A 17,505-nucleotide genomic window follows, 5' to 3' on the forward strand; every position below is an offset into this window, starting at 1 on the left:
CGATGAGCAAGAAGTGGCATCTTGGCGTTGCGGGCGTGCTGGCCGTCGGCGTCATCGCGGCGGTCGGCTATGCGCAGTTTCCGGGGGTTCCGCCCACGCCGCAAATGGCGACGGCGGAAGCGAACAAGCGCGTCGCCTGGGATTTCAACCTGACCGCGATCGACGGCGCGGCGATGCCGATGACCAAATATAAGGGCGATGTCGTGCTGCTGGTGAACACCGCCAGCATGTGCGGCTTCACCCCCCAATATGAAGGCCTGCAAAAGCTGCAGGACAGCTATGCCAAGCGCGGCTTCACCGTGGTCGGCGTGCCTTCGGGCAATTTCAAGGGCCAGGAATATGGCTCGAACCAGGAGATCGCGGCCTTCTGCAAATCGAAGGCGGTGAAATTCCCGCTGGCCGAAAAATCCGACGTGGTGGGGCCGAACGCGCTGCCCATCTATCGCTGGGCGGCGACCAAGCTGGGCGCGCAGAACACGCCCAAGTGGAACTTCCACAAATATCTGATCGGCCGCGACGGCCGCCTGATCGCGGCCTTCGGCACGCGCACCGATCCCACCGATCCCAAGGTCACCGCCGCGATCGAAACCGCGCTGAAGGCAAAGGGCTAGATTCGCCTTACGCCTGCCCGTCATGCCGGATCTGTTTCGGGGTGACGGGCCCTGTTGGCGCGCGCGCCGCATTCGTTTCAGTCCTGTGTGTCGTCGGCCTGCTGGTCCCGCGCCGCATCGTCGCGTTCGCGGCCCTGTTCCTTGCGCTTGCGGAGGTTCGCACGCAGCGCTTCGGCCAGCCGCCGGGCGCGCTCGGGATCGTCTTTCGCCATGAATTTGCTGTGAAGGCGAATATCCGCTTCGGCAAGCCTTGACGCCGCCCGGATGATTCTCCATAGGCGCCGCTCCAACGCGGTTTCGACCGTAGTGCTGCCGTAGCTCAGTGGTAGAGCGCATCCTTGGTAAGGCTGAGGTCGGGAGTTCAATCCTCCCCGGCAGCACCATTTTCCTTCATCCGCAATGATGACCGGACGATCCCTTCGGGGACCGTTCGTGCCTTCCATCGCGCTTTGCCGTTCGGGCCATCTTGGCCGCGATGGCCCGAAGCGCGTGCGCCGGACGTGCGCGGGGGTGAGGATCGTTGCCGCCCTGGCCGTCAGTGATGTCACGCCATCAATCCGCAAAGACCGGATCAAGCAGGGGGATATCCATGAAAGGCCATCTGACCGCCCGTTTCTTCATCATCGCAGTGCTGATCGCGGTGATCGTGTTCATCGCCGATTGCGCCTTCCACGCGGTGCTGGTGCCCGACATGTATGCCGGCTATCCGCAGCGCGCGCAGGCGGGGATGGAGGCGCTGTTTCCCTTCCTGTTCCTGACCTACATCGTCCAGATCACGCTCTACCTGATGATGTTCCTGTTCATCTATCCGCAGCGCGGCGTGGGCAATGCCTTGTGGTGGGGTGTGTGGGGCGGCCTGTTCGTGGTGCTGCCCAACATGCAGTTCTTCGTCGCGGTCGAAGGCACGACATGGACGTTGCTGATCGCCCAGTGCGTCGAGGCGATCGTGCTGCTGATGGCGGCCGGGCTGCTGTTCGAACTGCTTTATCGTCCGCGTGGCCAGGCGGCGGTCGCTACGGCCTGAGGGTCGGGCTGGAAGGGGCGGGCAGGCGCGGGTGGTTCCCGCGCCCGCCTGCGTTTAGGCTGGCACGATGCTGAGACGATTCGTGCCCTTCGCCCTGCTGTGCCTGACCGCCACGCCCGCTTATGCGCAGGAAGCGACGCCCGTGGCGCCAGCGCAGCCGCCAGCGCCGGCCGAAGCGCCTGCGCCCAAGCCTGCCACGGTGCGCGTGACGCTGCAGACCAGCGAAGGCGCCATCGTGCTGGAACTGGAGAAGGAGCGGGCGCCCGTCACCACCGCCAATTTCCTGCGCTATGTCGATCAGAAGCGGCTCGACGGGGCGACCTTCTATCGCGCGACCAAGGTGGCACCGGGGTTCGGGCTGATCCAGGGCGGCGCGCGCAACGATCCCAAGCGGGTGCTGCCCGCGATCGCGCATGAGCCGACGACGCAGACCGGGCTCAGCCATGACGCCGGCGTGATCTCGATGGCGCGCAACGCGCCGGGGACGGCGACCGGCGATTTCTTCATCACCGTCGGTGGCGCGATGCCGTCGATGAATGCGACTCCGGGCCAGCCGGGCGACAATCTTGGCTTTGCCGCCTTCGGCCGGGTAGTCGAGGGGACGGACGTCGTGAAGCGCATTCTCGACGCGCCGACATCGCCCACGGAAGGCGAAGGCGTGATGCGCGGGCAGATTCTGGCGCAGCCGGTGGTGATCACGGCCGCGCGCCGGGCGGATTGAACGCGGCCGCCGCGAGCGGCTTCGGTGGTTGGCAGGGAAGGGTAGCGCGATGATCTATCGCCGGCTTCGCATCCATGGCCGCGTGCAGGGTGTCTTCTATCGCGGCTGGTCAGTCGATGCCGCGCGCCGGCTCGGCCTTGTCGGCTGGGTGCGCAACCGCCGCGACGGCACTGTCGAAACGCTGGTGGCGGGCGATGACGAAGCGGTGCGCCGGTTCATCGCGATGTGCGGTGACGGCCCGGCGGCCGCGCGCGTAGACCGCATCGACGAAAGCGAGGCGGACGTGGAGCCGCTGGCGGACTTCACCCAACGGCCGACCGAATAAACCGTCGCCCGCGAGTCGGGGTGATGCGCTGAAAAGCCTTGCCGGCCGCGACTCGCCGGGAATCTTGGCTTCGCCGCGATCGCCTTTCAATTCGCGCCGATCGGCATAGTATACCGATAACGGGGTATGCATTGGGGGCCGACTTTGGAGGTACCTCCGATGACCAGACTGACCGCCGATTTCTGCGAACGCCGGGCCCTGGAGGAGATGGAAGCGGCGGAGCGGGCGGCGTGCCCCGAGGCCAAGGCCGCCCATCGCCAGCTGGCGCGGGAATTTTCCTCGAAGGCAAAGGCACTGCGCACGCAGGGTGACGAACCCCGCCTGCGCGGGCCTTCGGCCATGCTTATGCCGCGCGCGTTTTACCAATAGGGAACCGAGCCGTAAGGGCCGTAATAGCCGAAAATCTGTTCCCCATAATTGAGGTGGCTGGGGCCGCCGAGCTGGACCAGTTCATAGCGGTCGTAATTCGGCGCGGCCTCCAGCTGGGCGCGATCGAGCGGGACGACATAGCCGCCCTGATCGGGATCATAATCGAGCAGCGACCAGGGCAGCGGGTGGAATTTCTCGCCAATGCCGAGGAAGCCGCCGAACGACATCACGGCATAGATCACCTGCCCGCTCACCCGTTCCACCGACAGATCGTCGACATGGCCGATCTTTTCGCCGCCCTTGGAATAAACGGCGGTGCCGATCACCCGGTTGGCGAGGATGAGCGAATGGCTGCGATCGTCGCCGGTCGCGGCGGTGGGGTTGGGGCTTGTCTGGTTCATCCGGTCAGCTCCGTTCCGTCAGTTGGGATAGACGCGGCGGCCCTTGCTATCGACATAATAGCGGCGGCCATTCTCGTCGGTATAGTAACGCCGATCCTTGTCGGCCGTTGCAGCGCCGACCACCGCGCCGCCCGCCGCGCCGATGGCGGCGCCTTCGCCGACGCTGAGGCCCGGGATCACGGCACCGGCGACGGCGCCACCGGCCGCGCCAAAGCCCGCGCCGCGGCCGGCGCCGCGCAGGGTGGGATCGCTGGTCGAACAGCCGGCGGTCGCGGTGGCCAGCAGGATCGCTGCGATGGCATATCTGGTCATGGCAAGTCTCTCTCGGACAACGGGATCCCGCTCACCTTCCCCATGTAAACGCGCTGGTGGGGCACGGGTTCGATGGCCCGTCAGCCGGCAGGCTCGACTCGTCGCGATAAGGGGGGCGTGGGGCGCAAGAGGTGCGGGGCCCCAGATACAGGTAAGCCCCGTCGCTTTGGGCGGCGGGGCTCCCTGATGGCTTCGCCTCCATATCGAAGGACCGAAGTCTTCATCCACACTCCATTTTTCGATGAAGTGTTCGGGTATAACGGGCGGCGCCAAGGATGGTTCCGCGCCGCGCGAAATAAATCAGCGCCGCACGACGACGCCGTTGAGGACGATGCTGGTGATATCGTCGATCAGGCTTTCATCGGCCGGTGTCGATCCGATCAGCAGGCGGGAAAGCACCGCGCCGATGGTGACATCGTAAAAGGCGCCGGCATCGATCTCGGGGCGGATCAGGCCCTTGGCCTTGCCGGTATCGACGATGCGCTTCATGTCGGCGCGCGCGGCGGATTCGATCGGATGCTGCAATTCGCGGCGGAGCGCCGGATCGCGCTGGATTGCGGCGAAAAGGCCGAGCGCGGCGGCGCTGATATCGGCCAGCTGGTAGCGATAATAGACCTGCGCGACGAGCGCGCGCACCTCGCCCTCAATCCCTTCGGCTTCGGTGACGTCGACGAACTGGACGTTTTCGTCCTCATTGGCGATGTTGCTCAGCAGATGGGCCTTGGTCGGCCAGCGCCGATAGATGGTGGCGCGGGTGACGCCGGTTGCCTGGGCGATCGCATCGAAGGTCAGCGCCTCGATACCGCCTTCGCGCAGCAGCCGGCGGCCGGCGGCCATGATCGTGGCATCGGTTTCGGGATTACGTGGGCGACCGCGTCCGCGCGTCTGGGCGGGCGGGGGAGAAGCGGTCATCGACGATCCTTGCTGTTCATGGCCACAATCCTATGCACGGGGCATCGTAATTCGTCACCCCGTGAATTGCCCGGCGGCGCGGCTTTGGCTTAACAGAAGCCCATGGAGAACGCCCTGAAAACCCCGCAATCGCCCCGCCCCGCAGCTCTTGTCACCGGCGCCGGACGGCGCATCGGCCGCGCCATCGCGCTGAAACTGGTGGCGGCGGGCTGGGACGTCGCGATCCATTGCGGCCACGCCGTCGAAGAGGCCGAAACCGTGGCCCGCGCGGCTGAAGTTGCCGGCGCGCGCGCGGTGGTGCTGCCCGCCGATCTGGCCGACGAGACGGCGGTCGCCACGCTCGTCGCGCGGGCGGCGGAGGCGCTGGGGCCGCTGCGCCTGCTGGTCAACAATGCCTCGCTGTTCGAGGATGATCGCTTTGGCGGGCTGGATCGCGAGGGGTGGGATCGTCATTTCGCGGTCAATCTCCGGGCGCCGGTGGTGCTGGCGGAAGCCTTTGCCGCGCAGGCCGGCGAGGGCGCGGCGATCGTGAACCTGCTCGACCAGCGGGTGCTTCGCCCCAATCCGCTGTTCTTTTCCTACGCGCTCACCAAATCCGCGCTGTGGACGGCGACGCAGATGATGGCGCAGGCGCTGGCGCCGGCGATCCGCGTCAATGGCGTGGCCCCCGGCCCGGTGCTGGCGTCGTGCCATCAGGATGAGGACAGCTTTGCCCGCGAGGCGGCGGGGACGTTGCTGGAACGCCCCAGCGCGCCCGACGAGATTGCCGATGCCGTGCTGTTCCTGGCGACGGCGCCTTCGGTAACGGGGCAGTTGATCGCCGTGGATGCGGGCCAGCATCTCGGCTGGCGCACCCCCGACATGATTATGGGCTGACGCCGCCCCAACGGGGAAGCGCCAGCCCGGAGCATCATCAGAACTTCAGCGTCGCCTCGACGCCGTAGGTGCGGCCGAGATCGGGCACGATGACCTGGTTGATCGCGGTCGGGCCGAAGGTGCCCCGATCCACGTCGAACAGGTTCTTGCCGTAGAGCGAGATGCCGACCTCGGTGCCCGCGATCGGCAGGTTGGCGATGCCGGCGCGCGCGTCAGTCAGGATATACTTCTTCGCATAGGCCAGCTCGTCCAGGCCCGGACGGCCGGTCGGGAAGGCGGTCAGCGGCGTGCCCGAACGATAGCGGGCGTCGACGTTGACGAAGAAGTTGCCGCCATTGGCCAGTTCGAAGAAATCATACTGGCCGCCCAGGCGGGCCGTCCATTTCGGCGTGTAGATGATGTTGACGATATCGGCGACGTTCACGCCGTTCTGCATATATTCCTTATACTTGACGTTCGTGTAGCTGAAGTTCGCGTCGATCGTCAGGCCATCGACCGGGGCAGCCTGGAATTCGCCTTCGAGACCCCAGATCCGGGCCTTGCCGGCATTTTCGAAGCGCTGGACGCCGCCGACGAAGGTCTGCACCTGCAGATCCTTATAGTCCGAATAATAAGCGGCGAAATTGGCGCGCAGGCGGTTGTCGAACAGCTGCGATTTCAGGCCGAGTTCGTAGCTGACCAGCGTTTCCGGGCCGTAGGGAATGGCACCCAGAATGCCGCCGGCGACATAGCCCGATGCGATCTTCGCATAGGTGGTGATGTCGTCGGTCGGGCGATAGGTGATGATGCCCGTATAGTTCAGCTTCTCATAGCTGGTCTTGTAGGTGCGGCCGGGAACCAGATTGCCGCCCGACGACGCCGCCGTGGCGCTGATCAGATCGGTCGCGCGATCGTCGATCGTGTAGCGCAGGCCGACCGCGATATCGAGCTGATCGGTCGCATGCCAGGTAAGCTGGCCATAACCCGCCATCGAATCGTTGATCGCCCGCGTTTCGGTGACGCCGCTGCCGAAAACATTGTCCAGCGGGGTCGGAATGACCACGCCGTTGACGACCGGCTGGAAGATGCCGAGCACGTTGGTGGCCGGCGAATTTTCGTGGAAGTAGAACACGCCCGAGGTGAGATCGAAGCTGTCCCAGTTGAAGATGAACTGCATCTCCTCGGTGAACTGCTTCTGGCTGGTCGAACGCGCGGTCATCAGCGTGAAGAAGCTGTCATTCGGGCCGGGCAGCGGTGCGGCGAGAACGTCGCCGCCCGTCAGCATGGCGCCGAGCTGACCGGGGCTCAGCTTCAGGCCGCCGGTCGAACCGAGATCGAAGATCTGGGGCTTCTGCTTGAACTTGCGATAGGCGGTGATGCTCTTCACCGTCAGGATGTCGTTCACGCCCCATTCGACCGTGACGTTGTGGCCTTCCACGGTCAGCGGTTCGAGGCTCGTCGCATTGGCGACGGCGTCCATGCGCTTCTTGCCGAGGTTGGTGATGCCGCCGTTCAGCGGCTGCAGCGCGAGGATGCCGGCGGCCAGCTGGCCGGTCGAGTCACCCGTCGGCCCGAGCAGCTGCACGGCGCGGCCGACCGTCTTGCTGTCGGTATAATCGAAGCGATAGTCGACGGTCAGATCGTCCGACAGATCGAGCCGGGCGGCGACCTGGAAGGCATCGACATTCCGGTAGCCCAGCTTGTCGGCATATTTCAGCACGCCGAATTCCGGGCGGCGCAGGCGCAGATCGAGGGTCTTGCCGCCGATCAGATTGTCGGTGTCGCCGCCAAATTCGTCATGCAGGTAGGAAAGCTTGACGCTGAGCGGGCCGAAGGCCGGCAGATCGAGCACGGTGCGCGACCGGAAGGCATCGTAATTGCCGTAGGAGAGCTGCTGGCGCAGGCCGAATTCGCCCGACGGCGCCGCCGAGACGAGGCTGATCGCGCCGCCGGTGGAGTTACGGCCGAACAACGTGCCCTGCGGACCGCGCAGCACTTCGACGCGGGCCAGATCGGCAAGGTCGAAGATCGCGCCGACCGAACGGCCGATATAGACGCCGTCGAGATAGATGCCGACCTTGGGATCGACGGCGTTATCCGACGTGCCCGAGGTGATGCCGCGCACCTGCAGCGTCGGGATCGAGGCGATGCCCTGCGTGGTGATCTGAAGGCTGGGCGCGTAGCCGCTGAGATTCTGGACGTTGACGATGCGGGCCTGATCCAGCGCCTCGGTGTTCATCGCGGTCACGGCGACGGGCACGTTCTGCAGGTTTTCCTCGCGCCGCTGGGCGGTGACGACGATGTCCTCAAGGCCGCCCGACGACACGGCGTCCTGCGCCGCTTCCTGGGCGAGCGCCGGCGTTGCTTGCAAGGCGGTGATCGCGATCGCCGAGGCGGCCGCCAGATAAGTGAACTTCATGATGCTCCTCTCCTGATGATCCGTTTATTTTTCGCCGGTTGATCCGGCCTGTTGTGGATTGTGGGTGCGACGAAGGACGAAGGTCAGCGCGCGAGCGTCTGGCCGCTGGTGCCAGTGCGATCGAGCAGGCCGTTCAGCTTGATGAGGGCGATATCCGGCGCGGCGTCGCGCAGGGTGACCCAGGCGATATGATCCATTTCGCCCGTGCCATGTTCGTGCGAGATCGCGCCCGCCGTGCCCATGGTGATATAATCGCGGCCGTTGCGCTGTTCGTGCGTGTAATAATGGTTGTGCCCGGCGATCACCGTATAGGGGCGCCCGCCGAGCGCCGCTTCGATCTTGGCGAATTCGGCCGATTTCAGCTTCCACGCCGGCTTGTGCATCAGCACGAACGTCCAGCGGACCTGCGGGTGATCGGCGATCGCCTTGAGCGCGAAATCGACCTGTTTCGGGCTGAACCGGGCCAGCGACAGCGCCGCCATTTCGGGATCGGTGGGATTGCCCTTGGCGCGATCGGCATTCACCCCGCCGAGGAACTGCGCGAGCGCCTTTTCGGTCGCCACCGGATCGGTCTTCATGCCGGCCGCCATCTGGTGGAACTGCTTGGCGAAAGCGGATGGCATGTCGCGCGGGGGATCCTCGGTATCGAGCACGAGGAACAGCACGTCCTTGTAGACGAACTGATAATAAGGCTCGCCGCGCTTCGCCTTCCACGCGTTGAGCATCAGATCGTTGCCGATGTCGTGGTTGCCGGCCACGTAGAAGAATGGCGCGCGGAGCTGGCCGATGGCGCTTTCCATCTCGCCCCATTCGCGGGCAAGTTCGGCCGTGTCGCCGGTATAGCCTTCGATCAGATCGCCGACATTGATCAGGAATTCGGGCTGGAGCAGATCGACCTGCTTGATCGCCTGTTCGAAAACGCCCGGCCGGGCGAGGCCGGTGCGATCGCCGATGACGGCGAAACGCAGCGTCTGCGGCTCGGCGGACGGGGCCTTCGTCCACGGAGCCGGCCCTTTCGGGCCGCCGACGAAACCACCGTCCGCAGGGGCGGCAAGGGCCATGCCCGACGCGATTAGGGCCGAAATGGCCGAAATGCGCAAACTGGCCCTTCGCGCAATGCCCCATTGCATTTTGCGCAACTCTCTCCGGGATCCGAACATGCAGATGCTCGCTCTTTATTATTGGACCTCGTGTATCGTAATTCACGGGGCGAGCGCGAGAGGGTCATTTGCCGGCCGGGCTGGCCGGTCACCTTGTCGTAAATGTGTCGCTTTCTATGAAGTTGGCCGGGTGGTCAGAATGTATAGACCAAGGTCGCGCGGCTCAGCGTGTCGACCGGATCGCGATCCACCGGGGCATCGCGCTCATAGCGGATATTGTAGGAGATGCGCGTTCGCAAAGGCCCGAACAATTTGGCGTCGAGCGCGATCGTGGAACTGGCGTTGGTGTTGCCCGATTCCACATAGACCGCCGCATCCTGATTGAGGCTGGCAGTGGGCGAGATCGCCCATTTCAGCGCGATCGAGGCGCGGCCGGCGACCGTGGTCTCATCACTTTCGTCGACGAAATCGGTGTAACGCAGCGCCGGGCCGCCTTCGATGTCGAGCTTGAGCCGGGGGCCGGTGAATACCGTGTAACCGAAACCGCCGCCCAGCGTGTAGCGGCTGTCATAGCCCAGGAAGCGATCATGCTCATATTGGCCGAGGCCATAGGCATAGAGCCGGTCGTCGAACTTGAAATTGGGCTGATAGGCGAGCAGCCAGCGTTCGGTGGTGGTTTCGTTGTTGGTTTCCTGCACGTCGGCGCGGCCGTTGAAGCGGTGGCGGACGCGCAGCCCCTCGCGCTCGCCCTTGGCGGCGCCATAGAGGCCGAGCGTGCGGGTGTTGCCGGTGGCGCGCGAGGCCCCGAATTCCAGTTCGCCGCTCCACCCGTCGAAGAAGCTGGCGGCCTTGATGCGATCGTGCCGCTGGCGTTCGGCCAGCGCCTTCTGTTCGGCGATGCGGTTGTTGAACCCGTCGCGCAGCTTTTCGGCATCACGCGCGGCCCATGGCGCGGTCTGCTTGGCGAGCTTGGTGACGGTGGCGACGGCCTGGGCGTCGCCGCTGGCAATGGCGGCGTCCAGCATCGAGCGGACGTGCGGGGGCAGGCCGCTGGGCGCCTCCACCTCGATGCGGGGCATCGGCAGCGGGCGCGGCGGCGGCGGTGCCGCATAGACGATCGGCGCGAGTTCGAACTCGATCGCATCGAGCGCCGGCGGCTCGGGCGCGACCAGAGGTGGCTCGCCATCGGCAGCCAGCAAAGCAAAGGCAACTAGGGAAATCATCGCGGTCCTTCCGTCGGGCCGGGTATTCAGCAAGAGTCAGAGATATTCGGCGAATTCCTCTAGCACATCCTCATATAGACGGCGCTTGAACGGCACGATCAGCCGCGGCAGCTCAGCCGGTTCGGCCCACCGCCAGCCGCGAAATTCGGGTTCGGCCGTGTCGAGATTGACGTCGGCGTCGGTGCCGAGGAAGCGCGCGAGGAACCAGTGCTGGCGCTGGCCGCGATATTTGCCCTTCCACACCTTGCCGACCAGATCGGCGGGCAGATCGTAGAACATGACGCGGCGGGCCGGTGCGATCAGCTCGACCAGATCGGGACGGATGCCGGTTTCTTCCTCCAGCTCGCGCAGCATGCCGGCTTGCGGATCCTCGCCATCGTCGAGCCCGCCCTGCGGCATCTGCCAGGCATCGGCCTTGTTATCGATGCGCAGCGCCACGAACACCTTGTTCTCGGCATTGAGCAGCATCACGGCAGCGGCGTCGCGATAGGGAAGGTCGTGCTGGCTCATTCCGCTGCCTCCTTGAGCGCGGCTGCGGCGTCGGCCTCGACGATGATCGCCTTCAGCGCCAGCAGACAGCCGGCGAGATCGGCGACGGACGACGGGATCGCCTTGCGCATGTTCAGGAAGCCGTGGATGTTGCCCGTGGCCTCGCGATAGATGGTCGGCACGCCGGCCTTGACCAGCGCGGCCGCATAGGCCCGCCCGGAATCGCGCAGCGGATCGAGGCTGGCCGTGACGATCAGCGTCGGCGGGGTGCCGGCATGATCGGCCTTGAGCGGCGAGGCGCGCCAATCGGCATAATCGGCCGCATAGCTTTCGTGAAACCAGTTCATCGCCGCCGCGTCGAGGAAGAAGCCATCGGCGAAATCGCGATAGGAATGATATTTTCCGGCGGGGTCCGGCGCCGGATAGATGGGCCATTGCGCGATCACCGGCACGGCGGCGGGGGCATCGCGGAGCGCCAGCGTGGTAACGATGGTGAGCGTGCCGCCCGCGCTGTCGCCGGCGAGGACGAGGCCCGTTGCCGTGCGGCCGAGTTCCGCCGGGCTGGCGGCGATCCAGCGCGCGGCCGCCTCGCAATCCTCGGGCGCGGCCGGCCAGGGGTTTTCCGGGGCCAGCCGGTAATCGACCGAGACGACCGGCAGATCGAGCGCGCGGGCGATTTCGGCGCAGATCGGTTCGTGGCTGTCGAGCCCGCCGACGACGAAGCCGCCGCCATGATAATAAACGAGGACGGGGCCCGCCTCGCGCTCGCCCCGCGCATCATAGAGCCGCGCCGGAATAGGGGCGCCGCCGGGGCCGGGGATCGCGAGATCGCGGATCACCGCGAGCGGCCCGACCGGCAGATCGAGCAGATCGCGCCCGGCCGCCACCATCTGCCGCGCCATCGCCAGTTCCATCTCGTGCAGCTTCGGCGCGCCCGCCGTCGCGACATAATCGAGCATGGCGCGGACATCGGGTCGGACGAAATGATCGGTCATGCGGCGGGCCTCCTTGCAAGCCTGCCTGATTTAGCCGGCTGGCTGACGAAGTCGAGCCGATCGCCTATGTTTCCGGCCAAATGCTCCATGTCGTGCACCATCCCGGCTATGTGCCACCCGCAGCGCCGGGCAGCCGGTTCGCGTTCGACAAATATCGGCTGGTGATGGACGCGCTGATGGAGGAGGGCGTGCCCTTCGTTCGCCACGAACCCGCGCCGATGCCGCGCGAATGGATCGCGGCGGTGCACGACCCGGATTATGTGGACGAGGTGATCGCCGCCGAGGTGCCCGCGCACAAGGAAAGGCGGATCGGGTTTCCGGTGACGCCCTTCGTGGCGATGCGCGCGCAACTGGCGCCGGGGGGCACCTGGCTGGCCGCGAAACTGGCGCTCGAACATGGCTATGCCGCCAACAGTGCCGGCGGCAGCCATCATGCGCTGGCGGACAGCGGGGCGGGATATTGCGTGTTCAACGATCTGGCCGTCGCCGCGCACCGGCTGATCGCGGAGGGTGATGTCAGGCGGGTGATGATCGTCGATCTCGACGTCCATCAGGGCGATGGCACGGCGGCGCTGATGGCGGGGCGGGAGGACGTGTTCACGCTTTCCATCCATGCGGACAGGAACTTCCCGGTGCGCAAGGCGCGGTCGTCGCTTGATATCGGGCTGGCGGACGGCACCGGCGACGCGGAATATCTGGCCATGCTGCAGGCCGCACTTCCCGGCGCCATCGCACAATTCGGGCCGGAACTGATACTTTACCAGGCGGGTGTCGATCCCCACATTGATGACAGGCTGGGCCGGCTCGCTTTGACCGACTCCGGCCTTGCTGCGCGCGACGCCTGCGTCATGCGTGCAGCATGCGAGAGAGGAGTGCCGTTGGCCAGCGTGCTGGGCGGCGGATATGGGGAGGACAGGATGGAGGTGGCGCGACGCCACGTTCGTTCTATGATCGCACTGGTCGAAGCGGCCAAGCCGGGCGTGTTGCCTTAAAGTATTTTCTTCTTTGAGACGCCCGGAACCGGCAGCTACGAAAGAAGGCGAAAATAACTGAGGTGTCTAGGGTTATGGCGACAGCCGTTCACGAACTCACGCCAAAGGAAGCCGAGGCCAACCCGTCAGCAGAAGCGATTGTCGTTCGCTTTGCCGGGGATAGTGGCGACGGCATGCAATTGACCGGTGGTCAGTTCACACTTTCGACCGCGCTGGCCGGCAACGACCTCGCCACTTTTCCTGACTTTCCCGCAGAGATCCGCGCACCGCAGGGTACTTTGTTCGGGGTGTCGGCCTTCCAGATCAATTTCGGTTCGACTGCGATCGAAACTGCGGGCGACGCGCCCGACGTGCTGATCGCGATGAACCCGGCCGCGTTGAAAACCAATGTCGGCGTGCTCAAGCCGGGCGGACTGATCATCGCCGACGAGGGTGAGTTCGGCGCCCGCAACCTTGCCAAGGCCGGCTATGACGTGTCGCCGCTGGGCGATGGCAGCCTCGGTAAATGGCAGGTGCTGAGCTTCAACATCTCGCAACTGACAATGGATGCCGTGAAGCCCTTCGGCCTCGGCAACAAGGAAGCGCTGCGCTGCAAGAATATGTGGACGCTGGGGCTGGCGCTCTGGATGTTCGATCGCGATCGCGAGCCGCTGATCCAGTGGCTGAAGGACAAGTTCGCCAAGGCGCCGACCCTGGCCGAAGCCAATATCGCGGCGCTCAACGCCGGCCACGCTTTTGGCGAAACGGCCGAGATTTCGGGCCCGCTGAAGCAGCATCACATCGCCGCTGCGCCGGCGGAGCCGGGCCTCTACCGCACGATCACGGGCGCGGAATCGATTTCGCTCGGCCTGGTCGCCGGGGCGCAACTGGCCGATGTGAAGATGTTCTTCGGCGGCTATCCGATCACGCCGGCATCCGCGATCCTGCACCATCTTTCGCGGCTGAAGGAATATGGCGTCACCACCTTCCAGGCGGAGGACGAGATCGCCGCGATCGCGGCGGCCGTCGGCGCCTCCTATGCCGGGTCGCTCGGCGTCACCTCCTCGTCCGGGCCGGGCATCGCGCTCAAGGGCGAGGCGATGGGACTGGCGATCATGACCGAACTGCCGCTCGTCATCGTCAATTCGCAGCGCGGCGGCCCTTCGACGGGCCTGCCCACCAAGACCGAGCAGTCGGATCTCTATCAGGCGGTCTATGGCCGCAACGGCGATGCGCCGATGCCGGTGATCGCCGCGCGTTCGCCCGCCGACGCGTTCGACTGCGCGATCGAGGCCTGCCGCCTCGCCACCCAGTTCATGACGCCGGTGATGCTGCTGACCGACGGCTATATCGCCAATGCGGCCGAGCCATGGAAGGTGCCGGATATGAGCGGCTATGTGCCGTTCCCGGTGCAATATCTGGACAGCGTGCCCGAAGGCGGGTTCAAGCCCTATGGCCGCGACGACAAGCTGGCGCGGCCGTGGGTGAAGCCCGGCACGCCCGGCCTGATCCACCGCATCGGTGGCATCGAAAAGCAGGTCGATACCGGCCATATCGATTATGCGCCGGCCAATCACCAGGCGATGACCGATCTGCGCAAGGCCAAGGTGGACGGCATTGCCGATCATATCCCCGATCAGGACGTGACGCTGGGCGATACGACCGGCCAGCTCGTGCTGGTCGGCTGGGGATCGACCTTCGGGCCGATCCATCAGGCGGTGCGGCGCGCGCGGGCCCGGGGCCATGACGTGCACCATATCCACATCCGCCACATCTGGCCGCTGCCCAAGAATCTGGGCGCCTTGCTGAAGGGCTATGACAAGATCATCGTGCCGGAAATGAACACCGGCCAGCTCAAGACGGTGCTGCGTGATCAATATCTGGTCGACGCCCGCCCGCTCAACAAGGTGTCCGGCCAGCCCTTCCGCATCGCGGAGATCGAAGCTGCTATCGAGAGTGCGCTCGCATGAACGAGATGACCACGATCAAGACCACGCCCAAGGATTGGGAAACCGATCAGGAAGTTCGCTGGTGCCCGGGTTGCGGCGACTATGCCATCCTGAAGGCGGTGCAGCGGACCATGCCGGAACTGGGCGTGAGGCCGGAAAACACCGTGTTCGTATCGGGCATCGGCTGCTCGTCACGCTTCCCTTATTATATGGAAACCTATGGCTTCCACACCATCCACGGCCGTGCGCCGGCGGTGGCGACGGGGGTGAAGCTGGCCAACCCGGAACTCGACGTGTGGATCATCACCGGCGACGGCGATGCGCTGTCGATCGGCGGCAACCACACGATGCACCTGTTGCGGCGCAATCTCGATTGCCAGATCCTGTTGTTCAACAACGAGATTTACGGGCTGACCAAGGGCCAATATTCGCCCACCTCGCGCGTCGGCACGCGGTCTCCGTCCACGCCGTTCGGTTCGGTGGACCGGCCGGCTTCGCCGTGCAGCTTCGCGCTGGGATCGGGCGCGCGCTTCGTGGCGCGCGGCATCGACACCCACAAGAACCTGCCGGCGGTGCTGAAGGCGGCCCACGCCCACAAGGGCGCGAGCTTCGTCGAAATCTACCAGAACTGCATCGTCTATAATGACGGCGTGTTCGATCCCTTCACCGAAAAGAAGGCATCGGCCGACAGCCAGATCTGGGTGGAAGATGGGCAGCCCGTGCTGTTCGCCGGCGGTGCCAAGGGGCTGGCGATGGATACGGCGGCGCTGCGCCTGCGCGTCGTCGACGTTGTCGATGGCGACTGGCAGGCGGCGGGCGTGATCGTGCACGATCAGACCAATCATGGGCTGGCGCAGATGCTGATCGATTTCGCGCCCGGCGATGGCGGTCCGGTGGTGCTCGGCGTGATCTTCAACCATCCGCGCCCGACCTTCGATCGCGCGGTGGTGGAACAGAATGTCGCGGCCGCGGCCGGCAAGACGCCGAACCTGCAGAAGCTGATTTCCAAGGGGCAGACCTGGCAGGTGGACAAGCAGCCGCACGCATCCTGAGCGGCTGCAACGGGGCGCCCGGCTAGGGCTGGGCGCCGGTTTCCGCGTCGGCGGGCGCCGGACTGTCCATGGCGGGCGTGTAGATGTCGGTCGATGACTGGCGTTCGGTGGCCGACGGCGCATCCCGCTCGGTATCGCTGTCGGCGATCGGTGGCATGGCCGTGGGCTGCACGCTGCAACCGGCGACGATGACCAGAAAAGCTGCCGCCGACCTGGTGGGGATCGTCATTCCCGCCTCCTGACAAGGCGCCTGCCCGATTCGAACCGGGCGCGGCGGATTATGCCATGATCCGGCGCGTGCGGACATAAGCGGGTTTCGCCGCGGCTGGGGCTGGACCGTCAATGAAAAGCGGTTATGCCGGCCCGATGGACGCGCCGGTTCTGCTCTGGTTCCGACAGGATCTGCGGCTGGAAGACCAGCGCGCGCTGGCGGCGGCGGTGGGCGAGGGGCCGGTGATCCCCGTCTATGTGCTCGACGATGTGGCGCCCGGCGACTGGGCGATCGGTGCTGCGCAGCGCTGGTGGCTGCACCACAGCCTGGCGGCGCTGGACGCGGCCTTGCGCGCACACGGCGTGCCGCTGATCCTGCGGCGGGGCGATGCGGTGGACGAACTGTCGCGCCTTGCCCGCGAAACCGGCGCGACGCGCATCCACGCGATCCGCCATTATGAACCCTGGTGGCAATTGGCCGAAAGCGAACTGGGGCGCCGGATCGACCTTGTGCTCCACGATGGCGGCACGCTGGCGCCGCCCGATGGCGTGCGCACGGGCGGCGGCGGGCGATACCGCATGTTCACGCCCTTCTGGCGCGCGCTGAAGCAGCAGATGCCGCCGGAGCGTCCCGTGCCGGCACCGGGCGCGATCCGCCCGCCCGCGCGGCTGCCGAAGGGCGAACGGCTGGCCGACTGGGATCTGCTGCCGACCGCGCCCGATTGGGCAGCGGGCTTTGCCGATCAATGGACGCCGGGCGAGGCGGGCGCGCGGCAGGCCTTCCGCCAGTTCCTGCCACGGCTGGACGGTTATGACGACAGCCGCAACCTGCCCGCGCGGCCCGGCACCTCGCGCCTTTCGCCGCATCTCCATTTCGGGGAGATTTCACCGGCGACGACCTGGCACCACGCCGCGCGGCAGGCGCAGGCAGCGGCCGAGCCCTTTCTGCGCCAGCTCGGCTGGCGGGATTTCACCGCGAACATCGTGGATCAGATGCCGCGCTATGGCCGCCGCGCCGGGCGCGAGGGGTGGGACGATTTTCCGTGGCGGGCGGATGAGGCGGGGCAGGCGGACTTCGTGGCGTGGACGCGGGGGACGACCGGCTATCCCATCGTCGATGCGGGTATGCGCGAATTATGGGCGACGGGGTGGATGCACAATCGCGTGCGGATGATCGCGGCATCCTTCCTGACCAAGCATCTGTTGATCGACTGGCGGCGCGGCGAACGCTGGTTCTGGGACACGCTGGTCGACGCCGATTACGGCAATAACGCGGTGAACTGGCAATGGGTGGCCGGCACGGGATTCGATTCCAACCCGTTCGGGCGGATCATGGCGCCGGTGCTGCAATCGGAAAAGTTCGATGCCGCCGCCTATATCCGCCGCTGGGTGCCCGAATTGCGCGACGTGCCAGAGCCCTGGATCCACGATCCGCAAGAGGCCGGCTGCGCGCCCGCCGCCTATCCGGCGAAGCGGATCGGCCATCGCGAAGGGCGCGAACGGGCACTGGCGGCAATGGCTGCATTTTCGCGCGGATAAGCGCCGGATATCGCCAGAGATCGATTGC

General features: G+C 65.8%; 20 protein-coding genes and 1 tRNA gene. 11 read left to right on the forward strand and 10 right to left on the reverse strand.

The window, feature by feature from the left end; translation table 11 throughout:
- The first annotated feature begins 2 nt into the window (after positions 1-2).
- Entirely contained in the window at positions 3-611 is a 609-nt protein-coding gene (locus CHB74_RS06215; RefSeq protein ID WP_089218766.1) for a glutathione peroxidase, read from the forward strand.
- Positions 612-688: 77 nt separating this feature from the next.
- On the opposite strand, the gene CHB74_RS22615 is transcribed toward CHB74_RS06215, so the two are convergent.
- Positions 689-823, reverse strand: coding sequence for a hypothetical protein (locus tag CHB74_RS22615; RefSeq protein ID WP_281253524.1), 135 nt, complete (start codon positions 821-823; stop codon positions 689-691).
- A 96-nt stretch (positions 824-919) separates the two neighbouring features.
- Between CHB74_RS22615 and CHB74_RS06220 the strand changes: the two genes are divergently transcribed.
- The 5 genes from CHB74_RS06220 (at position 920) to CHB74_RS06240 (ending at position 3,050) form a co-directional block, all read left to right on the forward strand.
- A tRNA-Thr gene (locus CHB74_RS06220) sits at positions 920-994 on the forward strand.
- Between the two features lie 206 nt (positions 995-1,200).
- Positions 1,201-1,635: a hypothetical protein gene (locus tag CHB74_RS06225; protein ID WP_089218767.1), complete on the forward strand. Its 435-nt coding sequence runs from the start codon at positions 1,201-1,203 to the stop codon at positions 1,633-1,635.
- Positions 1,636-1,702: 67 nt separating this feature from the next.
- The gene (locus CHB74_RS06230; protein WP_089218768.1) at positions 1,703-2,356 is read left to right on the forward strand and encodes a peptidylprolyl isomerase; all 654 of its coding nucleotides are present in this window, start codon (positions 1,703-1,705) and stop codon (positions 2,354-2,356) included.
- Positions 2,357-2,405: 49 nt separating this feature from the next.
- Positions 2,406-2,681, forward strand: a complete 276-nt coding sequence (locus CHB74_RS06235) for an acylphosphatase (RefSeq protein ID WP_089218769.1) — start codon at positions 2,406-2,408, stop codon at positions 2,679-2,681.
- Positions 2,682-2,840: 159 nt separating this feature from the next.
- Complete coding sequence (locus CHB74_RS06240; RefSeq protein WP_089218770.1) at positions 2,841-3,050, forward strand: hypothetical protein; 210 nt, start codon at positions 2,841-2,843, stop codon at positions 3,048-3,050.
- Here CHB74_RS06240 and CHB74_RS06245 read toward each other — a convergent pair.
- The 3 genes from CHB74_RS06245 to CHB74_RS06255 all read right to left on the reverse strand — a co-directional run bounded on the left by CHB74_RS06245 (position 3,041) and on the right by CHB74_RS06255 (position 4,675).
- On the reverse strand, positions 3,041-3,451 hold the full coding sequence (locus tag CHB74_RS06245; protein WP_089218771.1) for a PRC-barrel domain-containing protein: 411 nt from the start codon (positions 3,449-3,451) through the stop codon (positions 3,041-3,043). The two genes, CHB74_RS06240 and CHB74_RS06245, sit on opposite strands and share 10 nt — an antisense overlap.
- 18 nt (positions 3,452-3,469) lie before the next feature.
- On the reverse strand, positions 3,470-3,763 hold the full coding sequence (locus tag CHB74_RS06250; protein ID WP_089218772.1) for a hypothetical protein: 294 nt from the start codon (positions 3,761-3,763) through the stop codon (positions 3,470-3,472).
- A gap of 300 nt (positions 3,764-4,063) precedes the next feature.
- Entirely contained in the window at positions 4,064-4,675 is a 612-nt protein-coding gene (locus CHB74_RS06255; protein ID WP_089218773.1) for a TetR/AcrR family transcriptional regulator, read from the reverse strand.
- A gap of 102 nt (positions 4,676-4,777) precedes the next feature.
- Between CHB74_RS06255 and CHB74_RS06260 the strand changes: the two genes are divergently transcribed.
- On the forward strand, positions 4,778-5,551 hold the full coding sequence (locus CHB74_RS06260; RefSeq protein ID WP_089218774.1) for an SDR family oxidoreductase: 774 nt from the start codon (positions 4,778-4,780) through the stop codon (positions 5,549-5,551).
- A gap of 37 nt (positions 5,552-5,588) precedes the next feature.
- Here CHB74_RS06260 and CHB74_RS06265 read toward each other — a convergent pair whose 3' ends face one another.
- The 5 genes from CHB74_RS06265 to CHB74_RS06285 form a co-directional block, all read right to left on the reverse strand.
- Positions 5,589-7,949, reverse strand: coding sequence for a TonB-dependent receptor (locus tag CHB74_RS06265; RefSeq protein WP_089218775.1), 2,361 nt, complete (start codon positions 7,947-7,949; stop codon positions 5,589-5,591).
- 83 nt (positions 7,950-8,032) lie between these two features.
- Entirely contained in the window at positions 8,033-9,010 is a 978-nt protein-coding gene (locus tag CHB74_RS06270; RefSeq protein ID WP_245842679.1) for a metallophosphoesterase family protein, read from the reverse strand.
- A 233-nt stretch (positions 9,011-9,243) separates the two neighbouring features.
- Positions 9,244-10,272 (reverse strand): DUF481 domain-containing protein, encoded by a 1,029-nt coding sequence (locus tag CHB74_RS06275; RefSeq protein ID WP_089218777.1) that lies wholly within the window; start codon positions 10,270-10,272, stop codon positions 9,244-9,246.
- 36 nt (positions 10,273-10,308) lie between these two features.
- Positions 10,309-10,782, reverse strand: coding sequence for an RNA pyrophosphohydrolase (locus CHB74_RS06280; RefSeq protein WP_089218778.1), 474 nt, complete (start codon positions 10,780-10,782; stop codon positions 10,309-10,311).
- Positions 10,779-11,756, reverse strand: a complete 978-nt coding sequence (locus tag CHB74_RS06285; RefSeq protein ID WP_089218779.1) for an alpha/beta hydrolase — start codon at positions 11,754-11,756, stop codon at positions 10,779-10,781. Before CHB74_RS06285 ends, CHB74_RS06280 begins: the two co-directional genes overlap by 4 nt.
- Positions 11,757-11,836: 80 nt before the next feature.
- On the opposite strand from CHB74_RS06285, the gene CHB74_RS06290 reads away from it, so the two are divergent.
- The 3 genes from CHB74_RS06290 to CHB74_RS06300 all read left to right on the forward strand — a co-directional run bounded on the left by CHB74_RS06290 (position 11,837) and on the right by CHB74_RS06300 (position 15,728).
- Positions 11,837-12,748 carry a histone deacetylase family protein gene (locus tag CHB74_RS06290; protein ID WP_089218780.1) on the forward strand — a complete coding sequence of 304 codons (912 nt, stop codon included), beginning with the start codon at positions 11,837-11,839 and terminating at the stop codon, positions 12,746-12,748.
- A gap of 74 nt (positions 12,749-12,822) precedes the next feature.
- Positions 12,823-14,697 carry a 2-oxoacid:acceptor oxidoreductase subunit alpha gene (locus CHB74_RS06295; protein WP_089218781.1) on the forward strand — a complete coding sequence of 625 codons (1,875 nt, stop codon included), beginning with the start codon at positions 12,823-12,825 and terminating at the stop codon, positions 14,695-14,697.
- The gene (locus CHB74_RS06300) at positions 14,694-15,728 is read left to right on the forward strand and encodes a 2-oxoacid:ferredoxin oxidoreductase subunit beta (protein WP_089218782.1); all 1,035 of its coding nucleotides are present in this window, start codon (positions 14,694-14,696) and stop codon (positions 15,726-15,728) included. Before CHB74_RS06295 ends, CHB74_RS06300 begins: the two co-directional genes overlap by 4 nt.
- 22 nt (positions 15,729-15,750) lie before the next feature.
- On the opposite strand, the gene CHB74_RS06305 is transcribed toward CHB74_RS06300, so the two are convergent.
- Positions 15,751-15,957 carry a hypothetical protein gene (locus CHB74_RS06305; protein ID WP_089218783.1) on the reverse strand — a complete coding sequence of 69 codons (207 nt, stop codon included), beginning with the start codon at positions 15,955-15,957 and terminating at the stop codon, positions 15,751-15,753.
- A gap of 137 nt (positions 15,958-16,094) precedes the next feature.
- Here CHB74_RS06305 and CHB74_RS06310 point away from each other — a divergent pair, with 137 nt between their 5' ends.
- Complete coding sequence (locus CHB74_RS06310) at positions 16,095-17,477, forward strand: cryptochrome/photolyase family protein (RefSeq protein ID WP_089218931.1); 1,383 nt, start codon at positions 16,095-16,097, stop codon at positions 17,475-17,477.
- Positions 17,478-17,505: the final 28 nt, after the last annotated feature.

Source organism: Edaphosphingomonas laterariae, from assembly GCF_900188165.1.
GTDB classification, from domain to species: domain Bacteria; phylum Pseudomonadota; class Alphaproteobacteria; order Sphingomonadales; family Sphingomonadaceae; genus Sphingomonas_E; species Sphingomonas_E laterariae.